General features: G+C 48.4%; 24 protein-coding genes. 7 read left to right on the top strand and 17 right to left on the bottom strand.

Features of this window, described 5'->3' with window-relative positions:
* Positions 1-5: 5 nt before the first annotated feature.
* Positions 6-449: a cold shock domain-containing protein gene (locus FPE01S_RS26350; RefSeq protein ID WP_046369659.1), complete on the bottom strand. Its 444-nt coding sequence runs from the start codon at positions 447-449 to the stop codon at positions 6-8.
* Positions 450-640: 191 nt separating this feature from the next.
* On the opposite strand from FPE01S_RS26350, the gene FPE01S_RS14615 reads away from it, so the two are divergent.
* Entirely contained in the window at positions 641-1312 is a 672-nt protein-coding gene (locus FPE01S_RS14615) for a hypothetical protein (RefSeq protein ID WP_046369658.1), read from the top strand.
* Here the strand turns inward: FPE01S_RS14615 and FPE01S_RS14610 are convergent.
* Positions 1299-1493, bottom strand: coding sequence for a KTSC domain-containing protein (locus FPE01S_RS14610; protein WP_046369657.1), 195 nt, complete (start codon positions 1491-1493; stop codon positions 1299-1301). The genes FPE01S_RS14615 and FPE01S_RS14610 overlap by 14 nt on opposite strands.
* A gap of 3 nt (positions 1494-1496) precedes the next feature.
* Entirely contained in the window at positions 1497-3644 is a 2148-nt protein-coding gene (locus FPE01S_RS14605; RefSeq protein WP_046369656.1) for a catalase, read from the bottom strand.
* Between the two features lie 219 nt (positions 3645-3863).
* Here FPE01S_RS14605 and FPE01S_RS14600 point away from each other — a divergent pair, with 219 nt between their 5' ends.
* The 4 genes from FPE01S_RS14600 (at position 3864) to FPE01S_RS14585 (ending at position 8374) form a co-directional block, all read left to right on the top strand.
* Complete coding sequence (locus FPE01S_RS14600) at positions 3864-4415, top strand: DUF2975 domain-containing protein (RefSeq protein WP_046369655.1); 552 nt, start codon at positions 3864-3866, stop codon at positions 4413-4415.
* Positions 4416-4418: 3 nt separating this feature from the next.
* Positions 4419-4625: a helix-turn-helix domain-containing protein gene (locus tag FPE01S_RS14595; protein WP_046369654.1), complete on the top strand. Its 207-nt coding sequence runs from the start codon at positions 4419-4421 to the stop codon at positions 4623-4625.
* Positions 4626-4722: 97 nt separating this feature from the next.
* Positions 4723-5172 carry an SRPBCC family protein gene (locus FPE01S_RS14590; RefSeq protein WP_046369653.1) on the top strand — a complete coding sequence of 150 codons (450 nt, stop codon included), beginning with the start codon at positions 4723-4725 and terminating at the stop codon, positions 5170-5172.
* Between the two features lie 124 nt (positions 5173-5296).
* On the top strand, positions 5297-8374 hold the full coding sequence (locus FPE01S_RS14585) for a beta-L-arabinofuranosidase domain-containing protein (protein ID WP_046369652.1): 3078 nt from the start codon (positions 5297-5299) through the stop codon (positions 8372-8374).
* Here FPE01S_RS14585 and FPE01S_RS14580 read toward each other — a convergent pair.
* On the bottom strand, positions 8350-9501 hold the full coding sequence (locus FPE01S_RS14580) for an acyltransferase family protein (protein ID WP_046369651.1): 1152 nt from the start codon (positions 9499-9501) through the stop codon (positions 8350-8352). The two genes, FPE01S_RS14585 and FPE01S_RS14580, sit on opposite strands and share 25 nt — an antisense overlap.
* 260 nt (positions 9502-9761) lie before the next feature.
* Here FPE01S_RS14580 and FPE01S_RS14575 point away from each other — a divergent pair, with 260 nt between their 5' ends.
* Both FPE01S_RS14575 and FPE01S_RS14565 read left to right on the top strand, forming a co-directional pair.
* Positions 9762-10343 carry a hypothetical protein gene (locus FPE01S_RS14575; RefSeq protein WP_046369650.1) on the top strand — a complete coding sequence of 194 codons (582 nt, stop codon included), beginning with the start codon at positions 9762-9764 and terminating at the stop codon, positions 10341-10343.
* A gap of 585 nt (positions 10344-10928) precedes the next feature.
* Positions 10929-11153, top strand: a complete 225-nt coding sequence (locus FPE01S_RS14565; protein WP_157474038.1) for a helix-turn-helix domain-containing protein — start codon at positions 10929-10931, stop codon at positions 11151-11153.
* Here FPE01S_RS14565 and FPE01S_RS14560 read toward each other — a convergent pair.
* From FPE01S_RS14560 to FPE01S_RS14495, 13 genes are all read right to left on the bottom strand, one after another.
* Positions 11148-11342: a helix-turn-helix domain-containing protein gene (locus FPE01S_RS14560; RefSeq protein WP_046369647.1), complete on the bottom strand. Its 195-nt coding sequence runs from the start codon at positions 11340-11342 to the stop codon at positions 11148-11150. The genes FPE01S_RS14565 and FPE01S_RS14560 overlap by 6 nt on opposite strands.
* Complete coding sequence (locus FPE01S_RS14555) at positions 11335-11634, bottom strand: hypothetical protein (protein ID WP_046369646.1); 300 nt, start codon at positions 11632-11634, stop codon at positions 11335-11337. The genes FPE01S_RS14560 and FPE01S_RS14555 overlap by 8 nt, the downstream gene beginning before the upstream one ends.
* A 27-nt stretch (positions 11635-11661) precedes the next feature.
* Positions 11662-11919, bottom strand: coding sequence for a hypothetical protein (locus tag FPE01S_RS14550; protein WP_046369645.1), 258 nt, complete (start codon positions 11917-11919; stop codon positions 11662-11664).
* A gap of 291 nt (positions 11920-12210) precedes the next feature.
* Positions 12211-13032 carry a hypothetical protein gene (locus FPE01S_RS14545; protein WP_046369644.1) on the bottom strand — a complete coding sequence of 274 codons (822 nt, stop codon included), beginning with the start codon at positions 13030-13032 and terminating at the stop codon, positions 12211-12213.
* 5 nt (positions 13033-13037) lie between these two features.
* On the bottom strand, positions 13038-13235 hold the full coding sequence (locus FPE01S_RS14540) for a hypothetical protein (protein WP_157474037.1): 198 nt from the start codon (positions 13233-13235) through the stop codon (positions 13038-13040).
* A 273-nt stretch (positions 13236-13508) separates the two neighbouring features.
* Complete coding sequence (locus tag FPE01S_RS14535; protein ID WP_046369642.1) at positions 13509-14837, bottom strand: hypothetical protein; 1329 nt, start codon at positions 14835-14837, stop codon at positions 13509-13511.
* Positions 14834-16576 (bottom strand): hypothetical protein, encoded by a 1743-nt coding sequence (locus FPE01S_RS14530; protein WP_157474036.1) that lies wholly within the window; start codon positions 16574-16576, stop codon positions 14834-14836. Before FPE01S_RS14530 ends, FPE01S_RS14535 begins: the two co-directional genes overlap by 4 nt.
* Before the next feature lie 145 nt (positions 16577-16721).
* Positions 16722-17315 carry a hypothetical protein gene (locus FPE01S_RS24970; RefSeq protein ID WP_052955810.1) on the bottom strand — a complete coding sequence of 198 codons (594 nt, stop codon included), beginning with the start codon at positions 17313-17315 and terminating at the stop codon, positions 16722-16724.
* The gene (locus FPE01S_RS14520) at positions 17312-17857 is read right to left on the bottom strand and encodes a hypothetical protein (RefSeq protein ID WP_046369640.1); all 546 of its coding nucleotides are present in this window, start codon (positions 17855-17857) and stop codon (positions 17312-17314) included. Before FPE01S_RS14520 ends, FPE01S_RS24970 begins: the two co-directional genes overlap by 4 nt.
* Positions 17858-17939: 82 nt before the next feature.
* Positions 17940-18194: a hypothetical protein gene (locus tag FPE01S_RS14515; protein WP_046369639.1), complete on the bottom strand. Its 255-nt coding sequence runs from the start codon at positions 18192-18194 to the stop codon at positions 17940-17942.
* 232 nt (positions 18195-18426) lie between these two features.
* The gene (locus tag FPE01S_RS14505) at positions 18427-19080 is read right to left on the bottom strand and encodes a DUF6808 domain-containing protein (RefSeq protein WP_046369637.1); all 654 of its coding nucleotides are present in this window, start codon (positions 19078-19080) and stop codon (positions 18427-18429) included.
* The gene (locus tag FPE01S_RS14500) at positions 19077-19334 is read right to left on the bottom strand and encodes a hypothetical protein (protein WP_046369636.1); all 258 of its coding nucleotides are present in this window, start codon (positions 19332-19334) and stop codon (positions 19077-19079) included. Before FPE01S_RS14500 ends, FPE01S_RS14505 begins: the two co-directional genes overlap by 4 nt.
* Positions 19334-19588: a hypothetical protein gene (locus FPE01S_RS14495; RefSeq protein WP_046369635.1), complete on the bottom strand. Its 255-nt coding sequence runs from the start codon at positions 19586-19588 to the stop codon at positions 19334-19336. Before FPE01S_RS14495 ends, FPE01S_RS14500 begins: the two co-directional genes overlap by 1 nt.
* Positions 19589-19623 lie beyond the last annotated feature (35 nt).

The following is a 19623-nucleotide window of genomic DNA, read 5'->3' as shown; positions in this document are numbered from 1 at the left end:
CTGCCTTAACCGACAGTAACATTGGCTGCCTGGAAACCACGCGGGCCTTTTACGATCTCGAAAGTCACCTTCAGGCCTTCGCGCAACGGACCGTTGGCTTCAGACTGGTGCACGAAAATACGTTCCTTATCTTCACTGTCTTCGATAAAACCGAAGCCCTTCCCGTCATTGAAATAGGTAACGGTCCCTTTACGGATCAGGTCTTCCGGAGACGGATCTTTCTGGCGCGGTACACCGATCTCGATATCCTCCGCCCGGATCTCTTTCCTGGGTCGGTTGTCGGGGGGTACTGAGGTCAGGTTGCCATTTTCATCCAGGTACGCCATCATGTCATCAAGGCTTTTACCTTTCGCGGCATTTTCCTTTCTGTCCTGCATTTTTTCTTCCTTCTTCTTGCGTTCAGCTTTTTTCTTGTTTTCTCTTTCCTTTTTATTCCAGCTTGTAGCCATATTTTATACTATTTGGTTAACAATGTTTCAGTTTGGTATCGGACGAATCACACTGCCCATAGCCTGCAGCGTATACCTGATAAAAAGCCAGAAATTGGACAGATGTGATTACGGGAGGGAATCCTGACAAAGCTACAAAATCCTGCACAAATGGGCAAGCGTACTGTTAGTCAGGCACTTATATTTGCGGGGTGACCAATCAAAAACTGTTAAAAGCGATTGCAGCGCGCCTGGATTATTCCGTTACAAGGAATTCCTGTCTTGTTAATTATGGCCCTTTCCTGGCAGGCTTTTATATTGACAGGCCCCGCAAAGACTATTTCCGGCTTTACTTTGAACTGAATTCACTGATTTCAGACCGGTATATAAACACATCCGGTGATCTGCCGGCAACCATATCCATTCCCTGTTTGAATCAACAGGGAATGGTAAGAAATTTCAGATGGGAAAATGCTGAAGCGGATCTGCCGGAAATCATGACTTTTATTGATTCCTTCAGGGAGCAATATGGGCTACTGGAGCAATTTCATTATCATGACCTCATTAGACTTTGCAGCGACTACAAGCAAAAAAACCATGACGGACTGCTTTACTTCCTTGCCGTAGACCAATTTCTGTTGTTTGTACTGAGCACGTGCAGATCAGAGTCATCAGCGTTGACAACAATGGAAAAATTGACGGAAAACCTGCTGGCTACCCCGGAGGACATTGTACGCGCCTCCTTCTATTCAGATTATGACGCCTGGAAAGGACGCGTCACCGGGGTGCGGACAAACCAGGATTTTGTCCGGGAAAACCAACAATTGAATACTTCGTCCTTCTCCCTGGAAAACATCAGAAAAATGGAATTCATAACTTCTTAAACCGGTATTTCCCTTTGATAAATTTGTTCAGGTAAACTCCCTTTTCCCTGAACTGGAGGAAAGCCTGGTAGACGGGTTCAGGCACGTCAAGATACTGGTAGACCATACCGCTGACGAAACGGATCGTCAGCGTATGGTCTGCAGGGGAATAATCTATATGGGCAATAACTGTTGAGGGCAATGGCTACTTGATTTCGGCCTCGCGTTCCCAGAAGCGATGACGTCCGATCGCCCCGATAAAACGATTGGCCAGTTTTACCGGGTCTTCCTCCACCACGATACCATGATCCGGGAACATCTCTCCAAAAGAAGTTTGTTCCCACACAACCTGCGCATCGGTATCAAATGCAATTGCCTTGCAATGCTGGTAAGCTTCATTGAGGAAGTTGATGGCATCTTTATTTCCGGCGATCGTCACCACACTGCTTTCTCCGCCGGGTACATATACGGCATCATACAATACGGATGCTGCCGTCAGCAGGCTTTTGTTTACGGGAAGAGAAGCATTTTTATGGCGGATCACGCCCAGCCTTGGGGCAACAATTTCCGGCACCGCACCCTGCGCGGTCAATGCTTTCATCATTTCGTTCACGGCATTGATGTCAACGCCGTCGGCTGCCAGTACAGCCACCTTACGGGTACGGATATCTCCTTTCACCGTATTGGCCATGCTCAATGCGGCCGATCGTTCCACTGCACTTTTTCCCGGCACGGGCTGAAAATCTTTTGGATTGCCGTCGGCAGGGATACTATGGTTCATGGGCTGTTCCGGTTTCTTTGGCACTTCCAGGCCAAGGTTAAAGGCCACTTTTTCTGCCAGCGCCTGGTCAACCTGGGAAATGATGCCCAGCATGCGCTGCCGGATGGCAACGATCTCCACCTTTCCCAGTTCAAAGCTGAATGCGTTCACAATATGTTCCTGTTCTGCTTCTGACTGGCTGTTGTAAAACAGCGTGGCCTGGCTGAAATGATCAAAGAAACTCTTGCTGCGTGCCCTGACCTTGTTCGCATCAATCCTTTCTGCATAAGAGGCAAATCCCTGTTCTGCCCATTTGGCCTGAAAGGGACAACCGCCACCGATGGAATTGGGATGATAACTTGTTTTTCCCTGGTTGATCGTCTGCCGCATGAAACCGTCACGCTGGTTATTGTGAACAGGCACAACGGGCCGGTTAATGGGGATCTCCTGGAAATTGGGACCACCCAGGCGGATCAGCTGTGTATCGGTGTAGGAAAAGAGGCGGCCCTGCAGTAACGGGTCATTGGTAAAATCGATGCCGGGCACTACATGTCCCACGTGGAAAGCCACCTGCTCCGTCTCTGCAAAAAAGTTGTCCGGGTTACGGTTCAGGGTCATTTTTCCGATGGGAATGACGGGCACCAGTTCTTCCGGGATCAGTTTCGTTGGATCCAGCAGATCAAAATCGAAAGACATCTCGTCTTCTTCTTTCACGATCTGCACGCCAAATTCCCATTCCGGGAAATTGCCGCTTTCGATTGCTTCCCAGAGATCACGCCGATGGAAATCCGGATCCTTGCCCGAAATTTTCTGGGCTTCGTCCCACGCAACGGAATGCACACCCAGCAGCGGCTTCCAGTGGAATTTGACAAAACAGGCTTTGCCGGCATCATTCACCAGCCGGAAAGTATGTACACCGAATCCTTCCATCATCCGGAGGCTACGGGGAATGGCACGATCGCTCATCAGCCAGAGGATCATATGCGTGGATTCAGGCATGAGCGAAATAAAATCCCAGAAAGTATCATGAGCCGACGCTGCCTGCGGGATCTCGTTATGCGGCTCAGGTTTTACGGCGTGGATGAGGTCCGGAAATTTGATGGCATCCTGGATAAAGAATACCGGCATATTGTTGCCCACAAGATCGAAATTGCCCTCCTGCGTATAAAACTTAACCGCAAACCCGCGGACATCACGCGGAAGATCCGTAGAACCACGCGATCCTGCTACTGTTGAGAAACGCACAAAAACAGGCGTTTCAATTGACGTGTCGTTGAGGAAGGCCGCCCTTGTGAACTCGGAAAGCGGTTTGTACAATTTAAACACACCATGGGCTGCAGAACCTCTCGCATGAACGACTCTTTCGGGAATTCTTTCATGATCAAAATGGGTCATTTTTTCCCGGAAAATAAAGTCCTCCATAAGTGTGCCACCTCGCTCGCCGGCCTTTAACGAATTCTGGTCATCGTTCACTTTGACACCGGTGTTGGTCGTCATCAGTTGCCCGGCACTATTTTCCCTGTCAGCAGACAACTCGTTCACTTTTTCGCTGGCAGTAATCTTTTCAGTGGGTTTATTTTTTTTAGATGGCATGTGGATGAATTAACGAATGAATAGTATCGTCGCATCTAAATTCTTGTGCCTGGGAGAAACGTTTTCAAACGCGAGATTCCTCTACATTAACCTGGGTCGTGACCATCATCAATAGAAAACAAGCAAAAAGCAGGGCAACAAATATTTATTAAATAGTGATCTATTTTTATTGTTATTCAATAAATATTTATTAGTATTGTGGTTCCAAAACAATTCATCATGGAATTCAAGATCACGCTCAGGCATATCCTGAACATCCTGCTGATCCTCTCCTGGATCATATTCATCGGGATCTGTATAGAAGCAGGCGGCTTCATCCTCAATGCGATTTTCGCACTCGTTAAACCAGGTGCCGTCAAACAGCTGTGGCAACAGGTTGACCTTTCTGCCCTGTTCCGGTACGACAAGGGACACTTTTTTGCCATTACCCTGATCATGAGTATCGTAGCCATACTGAAAGCCACGATGTTCTACCAGATCATCAGGATCCTGCACCGGAAGGACCTGGACCTCGCACTGCCCTTCAGCAAAACTGTACAACGATTCATTGTAGTGTTGGCGTGCCTCGCGCTGATGATCGGGTTTTTCTGTTCCTATGGCATCAACTATACCGGCTGGCTGGTGCAGAAAGGTGTTACTTTTCCGGATACCCAATACCTGCGGTTCGGCGGTTCGGACGTTTGGTATTTTATGGCGGTAGTGCTGTTTGTGATCTCGCAGCTCTTCAAAAGAGGAATTGAAATTCAATCTGAAAACGAATTAACCATCTGACCCATGCCCATTATTGTAAACCTTGACGTCATGATGGCCCGGCGCAAAATGTCGCTGAATGAACTTTCCGAAAAAGTCGGCCTGACCCTGTCCAACCTTTCGATCCTCAAAACCGGGAAGGCCAAGGCCATCCGCTTCAGCACACTCGAAACGATCTGCAAAGTGCTGGATTGCCAGCCTGCGGATATTCTCGAGTATAAAGAAGAATAAGTTTGCCGTCGCAAATGGCCCCCGGAAAAGCCGGATGCACCCTCCTTCCCTGTCGCCACTTCTCTCCATCTTTGTCCTGTCAAACAAAACAGATCTTATGTCAAGCAATTCAGTTTCCCTGCACAGGGTGCTCACAGCATCACCGGAAAAAGTATTCCGCGCTTCTACAGACGCGACTGCTATGGCAGCATGGTTACCCCCCTATGGCTTCCTTTGCACGGTGCACCACATGGAACCCAAAACGGGCGGTACCTTCCGGATGTCGTTTCACAACTTCTCTACCGGGAACGGCCATTCCTTCGGCGGAAATTACCTGGAGATCAAACCCAATGAATTCCTGAAATACACCGACAAATTTGACGACCCCAACCTGCCCGGTGAAATGACCACCAGCGTCTGGATCAAAAAATCCATCGCCGGAACCGAACTCAAGATCACCCAGGAAGGCATTCCCGAGCAAATCCCGGCCGACATGTGCTACCTTGGCTGGCAGGAATCTTTAGATAAACTGAAACGCCTGGTAGAGCCGGTTATCCCTGATGCATAAGGTACAGGTTGCCCTACCCTGTTAATATCAATTCATGGTTAGCTAAAATAAACCTAGCGGAAATTCCGGGCGCTTCCTAGTTTCATATTGCTTTTTAAATGTAAAGATGACAATTAAGCAATGTATGAAAAGGTATAAGGCGCCCGCCCGTTTCTTCCAGCTCATATTCGTACTGATCACGGGAATCAGCTCCGCCTTTGCCCAGAACGGGGACCAGATCCTGGACGGTATCGGTGAAACGGGAATGATCGCACGTTATGTATTTGCCGGTGATACGAAAGACTGGAGCAGGAACAACCTGCATGCCACCATCCAGGGACCCGGCGTGGCATTTGTCAACGACAACCGGTTTGGAAAAGTACTATCACTTCCAGGAGACAGCGCTTCCTTTCTGACCCTTCCCATTGACGCACTGGCCGACCTCGAATCGCTCAGCATCTCCGGGTGGATCTACCTGCGTTCCAATCAACCAGGACAGCGCTGGTTTGATTTCGGAAAAGATGCGAACAAACATTTTTCTGCAACACCTGCGGGTACCAAAAGCAAAGAAGGATTCCTGACTTCCATCACCGCGGAAACCGGCAGCAACAAAGAAACAGTGTCACCGGCAATAGAAGTTAACAAGTGGGTGCACCTGGCGATCGTCATCGATGTTCCTGCCAGGTCTGTTGTTGCCTATGTAAACAGCAAGCTTGTTGGCGAAATCAAAAATATTCCGCTGGAACTCACCGTGGTTGCCAACCAGCAACAAGGCGAAAAATTATATATCGGGAAATCGCTCCAGGCTGGTGATCCGAACCTGAACGCGATGATCCACGATTTCCGGATTTACCGGGTTCCCCTCAGCAGCGACCAGGTAGCAGGGATCTTCAACAATGCCAAAGGCGGCAAAGGCCTGAATGAAGGCTCCGTCAATACACGCGGAAAAAAGCCGGCCGATGAACTTCCGCGTTTTGCCCCCGACGAAGCCCAGCTGTATAACACCTACCTGGTCAAAGTGGCCGACGTAACCGTGGAAACAGCCCAGGGTGACCTGCCACGCCTGCCGGCTTATGTTTCCGGAACCTACAAAAATGAATTGAAGGGAAAAGGCCCCAAAGTTCGGGTGCTGTGGCCCGAAGATACCGACAACACTGCCGTGCTTAAGCCGGGCACCTATACAGTGACCGGGCGCGTTGCAGGAACAGACTTCAAACCTAAAGCTACCGTGACCGTTAAAGCGAACGGCAAAGCAACAACACCGGGCCTGAAACTCGCAGCTTTTGATCTCGGAAAAGTAACCCTGAAATCAGACGCACACGGTCACAGCACCCAGTTTGTGCTGAACCGCGACAAGTTTGTCAACACGCTGGCAAAAACAGATCCCAATTCTTTTCTCTATATGTTCCGCCATGCTTTCGGACAGCCCCAGCCGGAAGGCGCAAAGCCACTCGGTGTGTGGGACAGCCGCGATACGAAATTAAGAGGACACGCTACCGGGCATTATCTTTCTGCCATCGCCCAGGCCTATGCCGGCACGGGCTATGACAAGGCGCTGCAAGCCGGTTTTGCGGAGAAAATGGAGTACATGGTCAACACCCTGTACGCATTGTCGCAGTTGTCCGGCAAACCAAAAGAAGCAGGCGGGCCAAATGTAAGCGATCCAACAGCAGTACCCGTAGGCCCGGGCAAAACAGCATATGATTCAGATCTCAGTGACGAAGGCATCCGTACCGATTACTGGAACTGGGGCACAGGCTTCATCAGCGCCTATCCGCCGGACCAGTTTATTATGCTGGAGAACGGCGCGAAATACGGCGGACAAAAAACACAGGTATGGGCGCCCTATTACACTTTACACAAGATCCTGGCAGGACTGATGGATGTGTATGAAGTCAGCGGCAACCAAAAAGCGCTGGCTGTTGCTTCCGGCATGGGCGACTGGGTGTATGCACGCCTGAGCAAAGTGCCCACCGATACGCTCATCAAAATGTGGAACACTTACATCGCAGGAGAATTCGGCGGCATGAACGAAGCCATGGCCCGCCTCTACAGGTTAACCAAACAGCCCAATCACCTGAAAACGGCGCAGCTGTTTGACAATATCAGGGTATTCTATGGCGACACGGCACATGCACACGGACTGGCCAGGAACGTTGACCTGTTCCGGGGTCTGCACGCCAACCAGCATATTCCCCAGATCGTGGGCAGCATCGAAATGTACAGGGTTTCCAACAACCCCGAGTATTATAAGATCGCCGACAATTTCTGGTACAAGATGGTGAACGACTATATGTACAGCATCGGCGGTGTGGCAGGCGCGCGCAATCCCAACAATGCCGAATGTTTTACCAGTCAGCCGGCAACGCTGTATGAAAACGGATTTTCAGAAGGCGGACAAAATGAAACCTGCGCCACCTACAACATGCTGAAGCTTACCGGCGACCTTTTCCTGTACGACCAGAAAGCGGAATACATGGATTACTATGAGCGTTCCTTGTACAACCATATCCTCGCTTCAGTAGCGGAAAACAGTCCGGCCAACACTTACCACGTGCCGCTTCGTCCCGGTTCGGTGAAACAATTCAGCAATTCAGATATGACAGGCTTTACCTGTTGCAACGGCACGGCTATAGAAAGCAGTACCAAACTGCAGAATTCTATCTACTTCAAAAGCCTCGACAACCAGGCGCTTTATGTGAACCTCTTTATTCCTTCCACCGTACACTGGACGGAACGGAATGTGTCCGTAGAACAGACCACCGATTTCCCCAATGCAGACAATACCCGGCTGACTATTAAGGGCAGTGGAAAATTTGATGTACATGTTCGCGTACCGGGCTGGGCAACCAAAGGATTTTTTGTGAAGATCAATGGCGTGCAGCAAAAACTTTCCGCAAAGCCGGGCACCTACCTGAAGATCAGCCGCACCTGGAAAGCCGGTGATACGATCGAATTGAAAATGCCGTTCCAGTTCCACCTCGACCCCGTTATGGATCAGCAGAATATTGCCAGCCTCTTTTACGGCCCGGTTTTACTGGCTGCCCAGGAATCTTCAGCACGAAAAGATTGGCGTAAGATAACCCTGGATGCGCAGGATCTCGGTAAGTCCATCAAGGGCGATCCGCAACAGCTGGAATTTACCATCGACGATGTGGAGTTCAAACCATTTTATGAAACCTATGGCCGGCATTCCGTTTACCTGGATGTCAGGCTCAAATGATTTGCCTGCTTTTTGGCGTCAGCTTTTTTTCTCAGCCATTTGCGTACCGGTTCGTCAAACCATTTCAGGCTGGCATAAGCCAAAACAATGCTGCCGAACAGGATCATTGCCGCATAAGGCCAGGCCTGTACAATGGTCACGCCTTTGTTGTTGCTGATCCAGGCAACGTAGAAATATACCAGGGGATAATGCACCAGGTAAAGCGGGTAGGAAATATCTCCGAGGAATTTGCAGACCCTGCGTTCCGTCGTGCCATGAATTACGCCGCTCGCACCCAGGTAAACAATAAGCGGGAAAACAAGGATGATGCAGACAGATTCATAGAGGCCATTCATCCAGAGATGATCGGCCCCGCCGATGCGCGGCATATACAGCACGAGCGCGACCAGCAGGCTGCACCACAAAAAGGCATTCTTAATGCGTGTGGGTTTGGCTATCCGGCTCAGCAACAATCCTGCAAAAAAAGGATACATCACCCGGATAAAACCAATATGCAGGTGTTCTGCATTCAGCGTCCAGCCGCCGCTTACATCCCCGTTGGGGCTGGTAATGGCAAGATGGGCAAGCGCAATGGCAGCAACCGACACCAGTAGCCCCAGCGCAGCATTAGAAAATTTCCTGATACCGATCGCATACAGAATATTGGCGATGTATTCAAAAAACAACGACCAGGTTACACTGTTGAGGGGGTGCATTTCCTGCCATCCGCGGATATCCATGGACAGGGGTACCGGCAGCACCGTAAAACCGATGAACATTACCAGCAGCATTTTCCAGAGCGGTACCGTATGAATAAGCGGCCAGATGGTGGAGTCGGTAAAATAAAAGCCGATCGCACCCAGGATCATCCCCAGCACTACCATTGGCTGGAGCCTTTCGATCCTCCGTTTAAAAAATGAGCCGACGGACATTTTATGCCAGCGATCGTCATAAGCATAGCCGATCACGAAGCCCGACAACAAAAAGAAAAAATCCACCGCCAGGTAGCCGTGGTTGACCAGGATATCCAGGTGCCCGGTACCTAACGGTTCCGTGAGGTGAAAGGTGACCACGATAATAGCTGCAACACCGCGTAATCCATCCAGGATCGGGTAGTGCGGTTTTGTGGCAAGGCTGTTGTTATTCATCAATCAGTTTATATGGAACGCAAACCGGCAAATTAAATAAAACACTTACCCGGATCCGGCCAAATAGTATCATAATACAGGCAGATTGTTTCATTTTGGCGTATTTCAGCCGCCCCGAAATGCGTAACTTAGGATAAGCATTACTGGCCCACTTCCATCCTGTCCCTTTGTCATCCGTTACGCTTTCATCCAGTCCCGCTTCCGCCCCTTACTCCATCGCTTTTAACCTTGTTCATTTTAAAACCTTAGAAACTCATTTTATGAGACAGATTTATCTATTCGCAGCGTTTGCCTTCCTGGCAGCCTGCGGTTCCAACCCCGACAAAACAAAAACAGAAGAAGCAGCGACCACTACCGATACCACGAGTACGGTAAAACAGGAAACCCTTACATATCCTTACACGGCAGATTATTCTTCCGATTTTGAGATCGGCGATGCCAAAAATGCACAAACATTGTTGCAGGTGTACAAAGACTGGGATGACAACAAAACAGACAATTTCAAAAATTCTTTCGCAGAAGTTGACACGATGTATTTTTCCGATGGTACCATGTTTGCCGGCGGCAGGGATAGCCTGGTTGCCATGGCCGGCAAGGCCAGGGCACAGATGGGAACTGTTGTAGATTCAGTTCATGCCTGGGTACCGCTCCGCAGCAAGAATAAAAATGAAAACTGGGTAGCCATCTGGACCCGTGAAATTTCAACGGATGCAAAAGGAAAAAAGACAGCCAAAGAATTGCATGAAGTATGGCGGTTTGACAACAACGGAAAGATCAACCTGGTGTATCAATATGAACAACGGCCTCCCAAAATGCCGCCACCACCGCCGAAAAAAAAGTAACCTGAATTGCATGAATGCACCGGGAATAACAATCAAAAAAAAGAGGTCATCTTTCGATGACCTCTTTTCTGTGATCCCGCTGGGACATTCTTATTATGAATTAATGCCCAATACCAGTGTATTACAGGGCAAAATCATCATTTTAGTAACAAATAGGTAACGATAATCCATCACTCTTGGAATTAAAGAAGCCGCTGATTGACTGGTTCAGCGGCTGAAACCTTTATTTCTTCCAAGCCAATGGCGAAGAATAATCTAAGGTAGGGACATTATTCCGGTTCGTCACGGTACCCTTTCCATATAAAATATTCCTTACCTGTTCTTGGCGACAAGTGTTTCTCAAATTCCTTGAAAGGAGTCGACCACCTGGAGATCATGACGCAGTCAAAATCTTGGACAGTACCAAAGCCGAACCGCCGGTCGCACTTCCCTTGTATATCACGGAACACCTCATCAATATCAGTTGACGGCAGATTACGGTAGGCTAGTTTGGCCACCCCACGGATTGAAAAAGTAATGCGGTACCAGGGCATGGCGCGAAGGTATTGCTAAATTAATTAGCATAAAGGAATGTATCTTCAGCCCATGGAACCCATCTACATATACGTCACCGACCGCGTCAGGGCGATGCGGGAAAGCCATAATATTTCACAGGAGCAAATAGCTGAATGGCTTGACCGGCCGGTGGATGAAATCATCCAGATGGAGCGATATGAGGGGCCATACACCTACGAACCGAATGACATCAACATGCTGGCATTCAGGTTCAAGTGCTCCCTGCATTACTTTATACCGGAACGCCCATTATGAGGGCGTCACCCCCAGCTGCTTAAACACCCACAGGATCTTTTTTTCGGCTGATTCTGACAGTCCCCGCTCCCCTTTGATTGCCCGGGAAAGCGTTCCTCCGGACAGACCTGCAGCTTTTTCCAGCTGGGAGATGTTGAAGATAGCGGCGTCGCGTATGTATGCTACCAGCTTATTTTCGGTGTTATTCATTGTCAAACTGTTTGTCTTCCCATTCCATGTACGCGCGGTACCAGCGCCATGCCTTGGATAGCAGCTTACCAGCTTGATCGACCGGAGCTTCGCTGTAAAGGATCGCAAGTGTCCAGTCTTCCACCTCCCCGATAGAATTTCGGAAAGCGAATGACTGGAATAGCTCCGGTGCAATGTTTGCCTTTCCGGCTCCTTGGAATGCCTGGATCAAGCTGAACGGCGGCAACGCATGAACGATATACGTTTCATCGCTTTCCGTCATGGGGTTGTCGGCAAGTAAGAATTTGTCCATATAAAAAGGGGCCCGAAGGCCCGTTGATTAGTTGATCACAGCGCCAGCTTTGTCGGCGTAAATCATCAGCCTAGCAAAAAGGTTGGCGCCTACCGTTACAATCTCGCCATCAACCAACCGGCAGATATCGCCAGCGCCTTCGCCACCAGTTCTCTTTTGACTTACGAACAATGCGCCGCTCAGGTGACCTTTACGAATGTAAAGGGACTGGGTAGACACACCTACCAGCTTGTCAGCGTTTACTTTCAGGGATTTTTCGGCGGAAAGAAAAGTGATTGTAGCCATCTTATTTCATCTGCTTTTTTTGTGGCGGTGTTCAGGATCACCGTTTTTGTTAATGATAGATCAAAGATACAAAGCGGGTTTGATATGTCAAAATATTTTGACAACTATTTTAAGAAAACGCCCCTGCTGGGAAGATACAGGGGCGAAAAACTAAAACAATGCTATAGGCAATGAAGGTACTTGGCGGGTCAGAAACAATTTTACTGGTTCCCGTAAAAAAGAAAGAGCTCTGCAGAGAACTGCCGGGCCATTTAAACCTTATCCTATGAAAAATACAACGTACGAATTAGATTAACCCTTTGCAAGCGGCCCTTGTGAAATTTTTGGACCTTCCTGCTTAGTTAATGTGGAGCTCGGCCCCACGGAAATCTCTGATCCCAATTTCAAGTAGTGGATGTTCAAGTTGAGGATCTGCTTAGCTGGTATTACAAAAACGTCTCCTGGAATTTTTGAAGGTTTGCCAGTTGAATGTTCGTCTTTGTCAATACGATCATCATCAGCAGATTTGGCCCAATTTCGCTTTAAAACGGTCCCTAGAATTATGTTTTCCAGCTCATCCTTTTGAGGAGAATAATTGAAATCTAAGAGAATACCGGTGTATAAAACCTGCTTGTCAGTAAGCACATCAACTACAATAATGTCGGTTTCGCCCAGTGAGCCCTGCACACCTCTACCGTTCAAATAACGAGCACTGAGAATATGATACCAATAATTTGTATTTCGGAGAGAGTAATAATCGATATCCCAATTCCTGTCCTGAATGTACTCTTTTGCCCTTTTTGTAACATACAATGTCAACAGGCATACACTGAGGATATAGAACATGAATTGCAAAAACACTTTGTTGAAGTCATTCTCAACAAAGTCGATGTCTTTGGCCGAAATTATCCAATAGAACATCCTGAAATCAGTGTGCCTTCCCAAAAGATTGAGCACACAAATTCCGATTGAGTGGATGATAAGTGAAAAGATCAGACCCCGCCAAAGCAAATCGCTAAAGGGGATATGAATGTTTGACTTTTTTTCCTCAAAAGATGTGTAATATCCTTTAATAACCACCGATCCTGGTAATAGAAGAATTACCAAGACAAGGGAACTCAGTACGAAGTTCATTAATACTACTTCTTGTCTTTAGAGGCAGCCGGAGCTTCTTTGATTGTGGTTACGAGCTGGACAGTAGTGTTGGTGTCATCAACCTTTACAGCTTTGCCTTCATCTAACTGGGCTTTCTGATTAATAACAGTCTCAACAACTTTGTAAGCGAGATTTCTGTTGTTGATCAATTGGCGGCCTTTGTCGCTAATTCTGACATGCATAGTTGACTTTTGAATAAGGTGGTTCAATACGCGGTTTTTCATAAAGAACATTGCCTTATTAACCCATTCCAAGCCAAACATATTGTTTTCAAACTTCATTTCCTAGTTCTAAAGACGATATTTTAACCGAAATAGTACGCCAAAGGTTTGTTAACCGACACTTTACAGGGTCACATATACATAATAATATGAATATCAACTATCAAATAGCACAAAAAAAGCCCCTGTAGAAACAGGGGCCGTACCAAAACTAACTGCTTATGAGAAAAAGTGTTATTTCAATTTGTTCAACCGGTAGTTGCCAGTAACTCCGGGCGTGGTGTAAAGCTTCTTGCCGTCATGGTACCCGAATCCCTTTGAATTCCAGGAACCCTGATCGCCATAGTCAACGAATTGCCCGGGCTGCACTTCTGTAAACGCTCCTACCCGGTCAAAAGAATAGGTACTATCAGGCTTTACGGCTGCCCGCGTCCACTTGCCTTCCCAATTGACTTTGCCGTCAACGATCACTGGCAGTGATAACCCGTAATATCGTATGTTGCTATTCCGAATGGTCAGCCCCTCACCCTTCAGGTGATATGGGGGTATAAAGCCGATCTGGTCGATGTATTTCAGGTGAATGTTCGAAAGGTCAAGCACATCACCAACCCCGCTGTACCAGCTGCCGATACGCACGATCGATTCTGCTGCAATTCGGGTCATAGTGAGGGGGTAAAACCCACTGCTGTTCCTGGACACGATCTGAAACACATTACCTGCAATGTTGGCGCGATCCACCATCCACTGCCCTGCCTGGCCAGCTCCATAGGAACCGAAATGGAACAGAGTGTGCAGCGTGCCCCATGCGCCGACGTTCGAAATTAAGTTGGTCCGTTCCTGTGCCTGGCAGCCAACAAAGCCAAATTTACCGTCGCCTATGCGGATATTGGAAAAGGTGAGCTGTTCAGCATTTTGTGTCTGTCCGTTTGGGGATGTTATGAATGGCACGGTAAATCCATTGGCTGTACAATTGTCAATAGTGATGCCGGTGGATCCTGAGGTGTTGCCGCGGTACAAACTTTCACAGCGAGGATAGCCACCGGTAGAAGGCTTTTTAGGGCCCACCGGATCCACGGCCACCGCGCAGTATACGGCATACCGGGTATCCAGGCAGGTGGTATCAGACGGAACGGCGCCCAGGACCATTTCAAGGTAGCTGCTTTTCGGAGCCACATACTTTCCCTGGAAGTTGATTCCCTGCACAACACATCCTTTTCCCCGCTGAATGCCCAGGGCAAAACCATCTTTAAAGTCAGCGATGATTACAGATCTGTTATTGACATCCCACCAGGTAGCATCCCCAATCATTTTAAAAGTGAATGTGCCATATTCTTTGCCATTCCATGCTGCCGCTAAACAACTATTGGTTATTCGATATTTGTTTGGAACATAAAGTGTGCCGCTGACTTTCACCGCTGAATCGATTGCAAGCTGCAGTGGCCGTGTATCATCGGCCCGACCATCCCCTTTAGCCCCGAACATCTCAGGGGTAATAACAGGCATCCCCGGCCGCTGAGCGGCCAGGAATGAGCAGGATATCAACAACAGAATGAGCGTTCTCATCTTGCTGGGAGTTTGCGGTTAAATGAAGTGACCAACGATTCGACGCCTCCGACAGTGGCGTATAGCCGGTAATATTTCTGAGGGCTGGAATCCCGGAACTGCAAGGCCGAACCGGTATAGATGTCCACAGCATCAGAATAGTTTGCAAGGGTTGCTTCCTGCAGACGGTAACTTGTTGCGATACCCGAGCCATTTCGGAATTGTTGCCAGTGAACCATGATATCTGAAGATCCTGTCACGTTATAGGTGTCGGCCCAGATCTCCATAATGAACAAGCACCAGTAATTACGAAGCGTACCGCCGGAAGAAACAAAAATGTTCTTCTGGAAATCAGCCGCCGCACGGCCATCAGCTGCAGCATGAGGGACATGCTCCCAAACTCCATTCTGAATGATGTTAAGATTATCGGTTGATCGCAACGCGGTTGTTCTGATCTGACCAAGGTGGTTCACCAGGTAGAATTTCTTTTGCCAGGCGGTACTTAATGGCCAGTTGACCGTTCCTGAAGATTCGGTCATATCCCTTGTCTCGATTACCGGGCGTGCCCAATACATACTGTCAGCGCCTGCCCATTCGATAATTGGCGACATAGAAGATGCATCCCTTGTCCAGGAGTTGACGCCAAATGATCTGAGCGTAAACAGGCCAGTGCTTGCATCATATTTTAGCTTCGTGTCATCCCATGTGCCTGTGTATATATACGCATTGGTACTACTGTTTCGCTTACTCAACGTAATTTCTGTACCTGCATTAAGGGATGTAATCTGTGCATCTGTAAACTGATAGGTATGGTTTTCTTGCTTGAATACCCGGAAATCAGCATTGGCGTTGGCAATCGTTCCACCGCCTACCATACCAAACTGTGCCAATGATTCATCCATGTTGATTGATCCGTAGATCACCGCCCTGGTATTGGCAAAATTCACCTGGATGCCGGAGGCGCCGCTTGAAATAGCTGTATCCGTGAAGAGCTTTCGGTGCGTATCATTATTATTCCATGGCTGATCAACTGTTGTCCAGGTGAAGGATTGCCCCTGCTTTCGATAGACCTGCGTACCGTCGTTATTCGTAACGGTACTGAATCGAATGATGGCTGTACCGAACTTCACCCATTTATTGTTGTCAGTGATGGTTCCAGCGAGCTGAGCCAGGTCTGAAAACGTAGAGGGGCCGACGTTGTTGGTGACCAGGAGCCAGATACCGCCACCATTGGCAGCAAACGAGCTGCTACCGTCGGGAGTTCCACTGGCTCTATACTCGAAAATACCGACATCCTTCAGGATAAATTGGTTGTTATCTGAAATCCCTTTTGATTCCAGGGTTGGAATATCAGGAACCGTAGGGATAAAAAACGGAAAGGTTGTGGAGTCAATGCCCAATGTATTCGTCGAGGACGTGCTGTCAATTTTCACAAACTGGCCAGGTGTCAAAGATTTGATATTATTTGTGTTTTGCACTGCCAGCCTGTAACCGGATCCCACATTACTATTGGTAGATCCTACTGCAACATCACCTGAACCAACCAATGAATTTCCGTTCACTGTCTTAATATTGGTACCGCTAACGAGACTGGACTGTTTGCCATTTAAGGCGCTTTGAAGATCAGTTTGATCCGACAGTGTTCCGGTAATAGCTCCCCACGCACCTGCACCACCACCACCAGTACCTGCAATGACATTCCATTTGTGGGCGCCGGACAAAGAGATCGCCTTGTACATTTCATTACTGGTGGAGCTCACACGAATTTCGCCCAAGAATATCGGAGCCCTGGCGGTATCCAATGGCGGGCGTAGGCTTTCCAGGAACAAGCCTTTGCGAGCTTGGATAAAGTCTGATTGACCATAAACAACGGTCGCAGCAAACAAGGTTGCAAGAAAAAAAATATTACGCATAGAAAAGTTTGACTTTGGTTGTTGAAGTGATTCCAGTAATAGTCATCTGATCACCTTCTGTGGTAAAAATCAGTGGGTTAAATGCGTTACCACGATTATCTGGGTAGGCCGGTATTGCGGGACGAATTTCAACTGAGCCAACCACTGCCTGCAGTGCACTGGCTTCTTCCTCCGGAAACAACAAAACCACAGAGAGCAACCTGTCGGTGATTAGAGGAATCGCCCCGTCCTGCATAAGCGTGAATTCAGTGCCTGGGGTGCCTGTCGCCGGGAGATCACCAATGATTAGCGGCACCAGTACTTCCATGTCAACAATTTTCCCTTTGGCTGGCTCGCCCGCGATCGCAGCTGCGGCTTGTAAACTCCAAGTGCCAGATTCATTCAGGTCTCCGGATGCTATATTGTAGAATAGGGTGCTTCCCTCAATAGTAGCAGGCCAAACACCTGTTTCGCCACTAGGCTTCTTGTAATGGACCTGTGGATTATTCGCACCAGATAGGTCAATGCCGGTATCGAGCTGGAGATCTTCATATCCTGTACCTAAAAAAATGTCCGCACTGCTGATTGTGCTACTTCCTGTTATCATGCTTGTTCGATTAAGATGTACGGAATTCGTGTTTGGCCTGCCTCATCCATTAATTGGTACACCTTAGTCTGAAAAGCTTCCCACTGTGAAGGATAAATCGTTTGGCAACCTTCTGAACTGGTGCTATTGTACCCGCCTTTATGAATGTTGATAGCGATGCCCATGCTGTCGCCAATGTCATCACGGGTCACAGGCAGCAGCTCCCCTGGTGTGTCTGGGCGAAATGCTGGATAGGATGGTGGTCGGCTGATCCGGTGGCGACCTTTCTTGTAGTAATGCAGGCCTGGTTTCAACACAGAGACCCCATTCCGCTTAACGGTGGGGTCTGTATTAGCATTGAAGGAGGCAAAATAGTCGGGGGCAATTACGAAAATGGCATCATCATAGATCCCACGGTCGTTTTTTCCCTTCTCCCCCATTGTATCACGGTAATACCCGCGAATTCCAAGCAGAATAACTTTTTCAGGAACAGAAAAAGCAGCCACCTTTTCAAGCGCTGCTTCTTTTGTGAGTTGTGGCCGCGATGATGGAACGTTTCCCATGCGGCAATGATAAAAATAGCCACCGCTGCGGGTGGCTATTTGTGTGAAAGAACGTCTGTAATTACATTAAAGCTGACTTATATCAGGCAGTCGCCTCTTCGATTGTTAGGTAATATTCCTTGCCTGGCTTGAAGAAGTCATAGGCTGGTGTGGATTTGTCAATCTGCAGTTCGAGATTGCCATTGGGTGTTGCTTTCGCGAACGAAGCATTTTCACCGGAATTGCCATACACGGGAGAGAACTGCACTTTTCGGTTTCCAAAGATACTACCGTCAGTAGCGGTACCGAAATTTGAGTCAACAATGTTGTTACAGCGGAACTTTGCTTTTACTGTCATATAGGTTGATTTTACTTCTTGCGAGATTTGAACCACCTTATTCCAGCCTCAGCCCATCGCCATAGCGTCGGCAACGGCCAGAAGATGGCAGCGAGCCAGTCGCCGATAACTTTGTCAGGGTATTTACCCTTTGCTGTGAAGATTGTGTACCGCTCAGAAGCGAGAATAAAGCCCGCGATCCAAGCACCGAGTACGACACCACCTGTCCAGGTGTGAAAGATGAATTTTAATATCATTTCCGTTTGAATTTGATTAAGCGATAATTGATTCCGACACTGATCACCGGCGACATGCCGCCGGCAGACACGCCATACCCAGCATGCAGGCCCAGGGAAATGGGGGATTCGCGAACCGGCGCGGGGGTCGCCCGCAACAGCGATTCCAGATACTGCCTTTGCCTCGTTTCAGCCAGGGCCTTATCATTGGCTGCATCGATCGCAGCGCCATAGATGACGCCGAGATCACTGCCCAGCTGCTGATATGCTTCATTCAAAGCACGCAGGCTATCCTCCTGGATGGCAAAGCGCAAGCTATAGTCGGCAAGCGAATCACAGTTGTCGAGACGGCCTGGAATGTCGCCTGCAGCTTTCAGCCGCTCATTGGCGGCTACCAGGTCACGCACTTTCTGGTTGAGGGGTTTGATCAGTGCGTTTGCCTTTACGATCAATGTGCTGTCTGACCGCAGCTGATGTTTCGCCTCGCTGATCTGGCTGTCAAGTACCGCAATACGATTGTCCTTTACCGCAAGAATAGCTTCATGAGTAGCCGCGATACTGTCGATATTCACTGAAGGTTCGGCTGGTTCATTGCACGACCAGTCCTTCAATGCCAGGATGATCAACAGGGCAAGGAACAGCATACCCAGAATGGTTTTACTGGTGCTCATTGATCAGGCTTTTCCGTGCTGGTGTATTCTTCCCCATTGGCCAGAATCATTCCTGTTCCCTTTATTAATGCCACTACGCCGACATTTAGGAACAAAACAAGCTTGGTAGCCTGCAGCTCGTCTTTGAACTTGACACCCTGGATAATCGTAACTGCCGCGGGGATGAAGGCAATCAACATTGCCCTTTCCAACTTCCTCCACCAGCGCGGTGCAGGCTTATTGACATTCGTCGTTTTGATTGTCGTTTGACCCATTATTCTTCCTTTTTGGTTTTGTCTTCTTTTACGATATATTTTTTCAGCCGGGAATTATAGATATCCTTACCTGCCACGCCAGCAATCCCACCCAGAAAGGCAATTACAATAGCAATGAATATCTTAACGCCGATCTCAATGGGCAGAAATGCCCAATCAACTTTCAGAAGCAATACTCCTGTGCTGCCGGCACTGAAAAATCCGGTCCAGTATGCAATTGCGCTATCTCCGTAGTGCATGGTTTTATTTGGCATGTGTATCATTTTTAGGCGATACGGGTTAAGGATCT

The sequence above is a fragment of the Flavihumibacter petaseus NBRC 106054 genome, assembly GCF_000974785.1.
In the GTDB taxonomy this organism is placed as follows: Bacteria; Bacteroidota; Bacteroidia; order Chitinophagales; family Chitinophagaceae; genus Flavihumibacter; species Flavihumibacter petaseus.
This window is presented reverse-complemented; position numbering and strand designations above follow the sequence as displayed.

What these genes read in the sequence shown, in the direction of transcription:
- FPE01S_RS26350 (WP_046369659.1), bottom strand. Translation starts at nt 449, where the DNA reads ATGGCTACAAGCTGGAATAAAAAGGAAAGAGAAAACAAGAAAAAAGCT.
- FPE01S_RS14605 (WP_046369656.1), bottom strand. Translation starts at nt 3,644, where the DNA reads ATGCCATCTAAAAAAAATAAACCCACTGAAAAGATTACTGCCAGCGAA.
- FPE01S_RS14600 (WP_046369655.1), top strand. Translation starts at nt 3,864, where the DNA reads ATGGAATTCAAGATCACGCTCAGGCATATCCTGAACATCCTGCTGATC.
- FPE01S_RS14595 (WP_046369654.1), top strand. Translation starts at nt 4,419, where the DNA reads ATGCCCATTATTGTAAACCTTGACGTCATGATGGCCCGGCGCAAAATG.
- FPE01S_RS14590 (WP_046369653.1), top strand. Translation starts at nt 4,723, where the DNA reads ATGTCAAGCAATTCAGTTTCCCTGCACAGGGTGCTCACAGCATCACCG.
- FPE01S_RS14585 (WP_046369652.1), top strand. Translation starts at nt 5,297, where the DNA reads ATGAAAAGGTATAAGGCGCCCGCCCGTTTCTTCCAGCTCATATTCGTA.
- FPE01S_RS14580 (WP_046369651.1), bottom strand. Translation starts at nt 9,501, where the DNA reads ATGAATAACAACAGCCTTGCCACAAAACCGCACTACCCGATCCTGGAT.
- FPE01S_RS14575 (WP_046369650.1), top strand. Translation starts at nt 9,762, where the DNA reads ATGAGACAGATTTATCTATTCGCAGCGTTTGCCTTCCTGGCAGCCTGC.
- FPE01S_RS14565 (WP_157474038.1), top strand. Translation starts at nt 10,929, where the DNA reads ATGGAACCCATCTACATATACGTCACCGACCGCGTCAGGGCGATGCGG.
- FPE01S_RS14560 (WP_046369647.1), bottom strand. Translation starts at nt 11,342, where the DNA reads ATGAATAACACCGAAAATAAGCTGGTAGCATACATACGCGACGCCGCT.
- FPE01S_RS14555 (WP_046369646.1), bottom strand. Translation starts at nt 11,634, where the DNA reads ATGGACAAATTCTTACTTGCCGACAACCCCATGACGGAAAGCGATGAA.
- FPE01S_RS14550 (WP_046369645.1), bottom strand. Translation starts at nt 11,919, where the DNA reads ATGGCTACAATCACTTTTCTTTCCGCCGAAAAATCCCTGAAAGTAAAC.
- FPE01S_RS14545 (WP_046369644.1), bottom strand. Translation starts at nt 13,032, where the DNA reads ATGAACTTCGTACTGAGTTCCCTTGTCTTGGTAATTCTTCTATTACCA.
- FPE01S_RS14540 (WP_157474037.1), bottom strand. Translation starts at nt 13,235, where the DNA reads ATGCATGTCAGAATTAGCGACAAAGGCCGCCAATTGATCAACAACAGA.
- FPE01S_RS14535 (WP_046369642.1), bottom strand. Translation starts at nt 14,837, where the DNA reads ATGAGAACGCTCATTCTGTTGTTGATATCCTGCTCATTCCTGGCCGCT.
- FPE01S_RS24970 (WP_052955810.1), bottom strand. Translation starts at nt 17,315, where the DNA reads ATGATAACAGGAAGTAGCACAATCAGCAGTGCGGACATTTTTTTAGGT.
- FPE01S_RS14520 (WP_046369640.1), bottom strand. Translation starts at nt 17,857, where the DNA reads ATGGGAAACGTTCCATCATCGCGGCCACAACTCACAAAAGAAGCAGCG.
- FPE01S_RS14515 (WP_046369639.1), bottom strand. Translation starts at nt 18,194, where the DNA reads ATGACAGTAAAAGCAAAGTTCCGCTGTAACAACATTGTTGACTCAAAT.
- FPE01S_RS14505 (WP_046369637.1), bottom strand. Translation starts at nt 19,080, where the DNA reads ATGAGCACCAGTAAAACCATTCTGGGTATGCTGTTCCTTGCCCTGTTG.
- FPE01S_RS14500 (WP_046369636.1), bottom strand. Translation starts at nt 19,334, where the DNA reads ATGGGTCAAACGACAATCAAAACGACGAATGTCAATAAGCCTGCACCG.
- FPE01S_RS14495 (WP_046369635.1), bottom strand. Translation starts at nt 19,588, where the DNA reads ATGCCAAATAAAACCATGCACTACGGAGATAGCGCAATTGCATACTGG.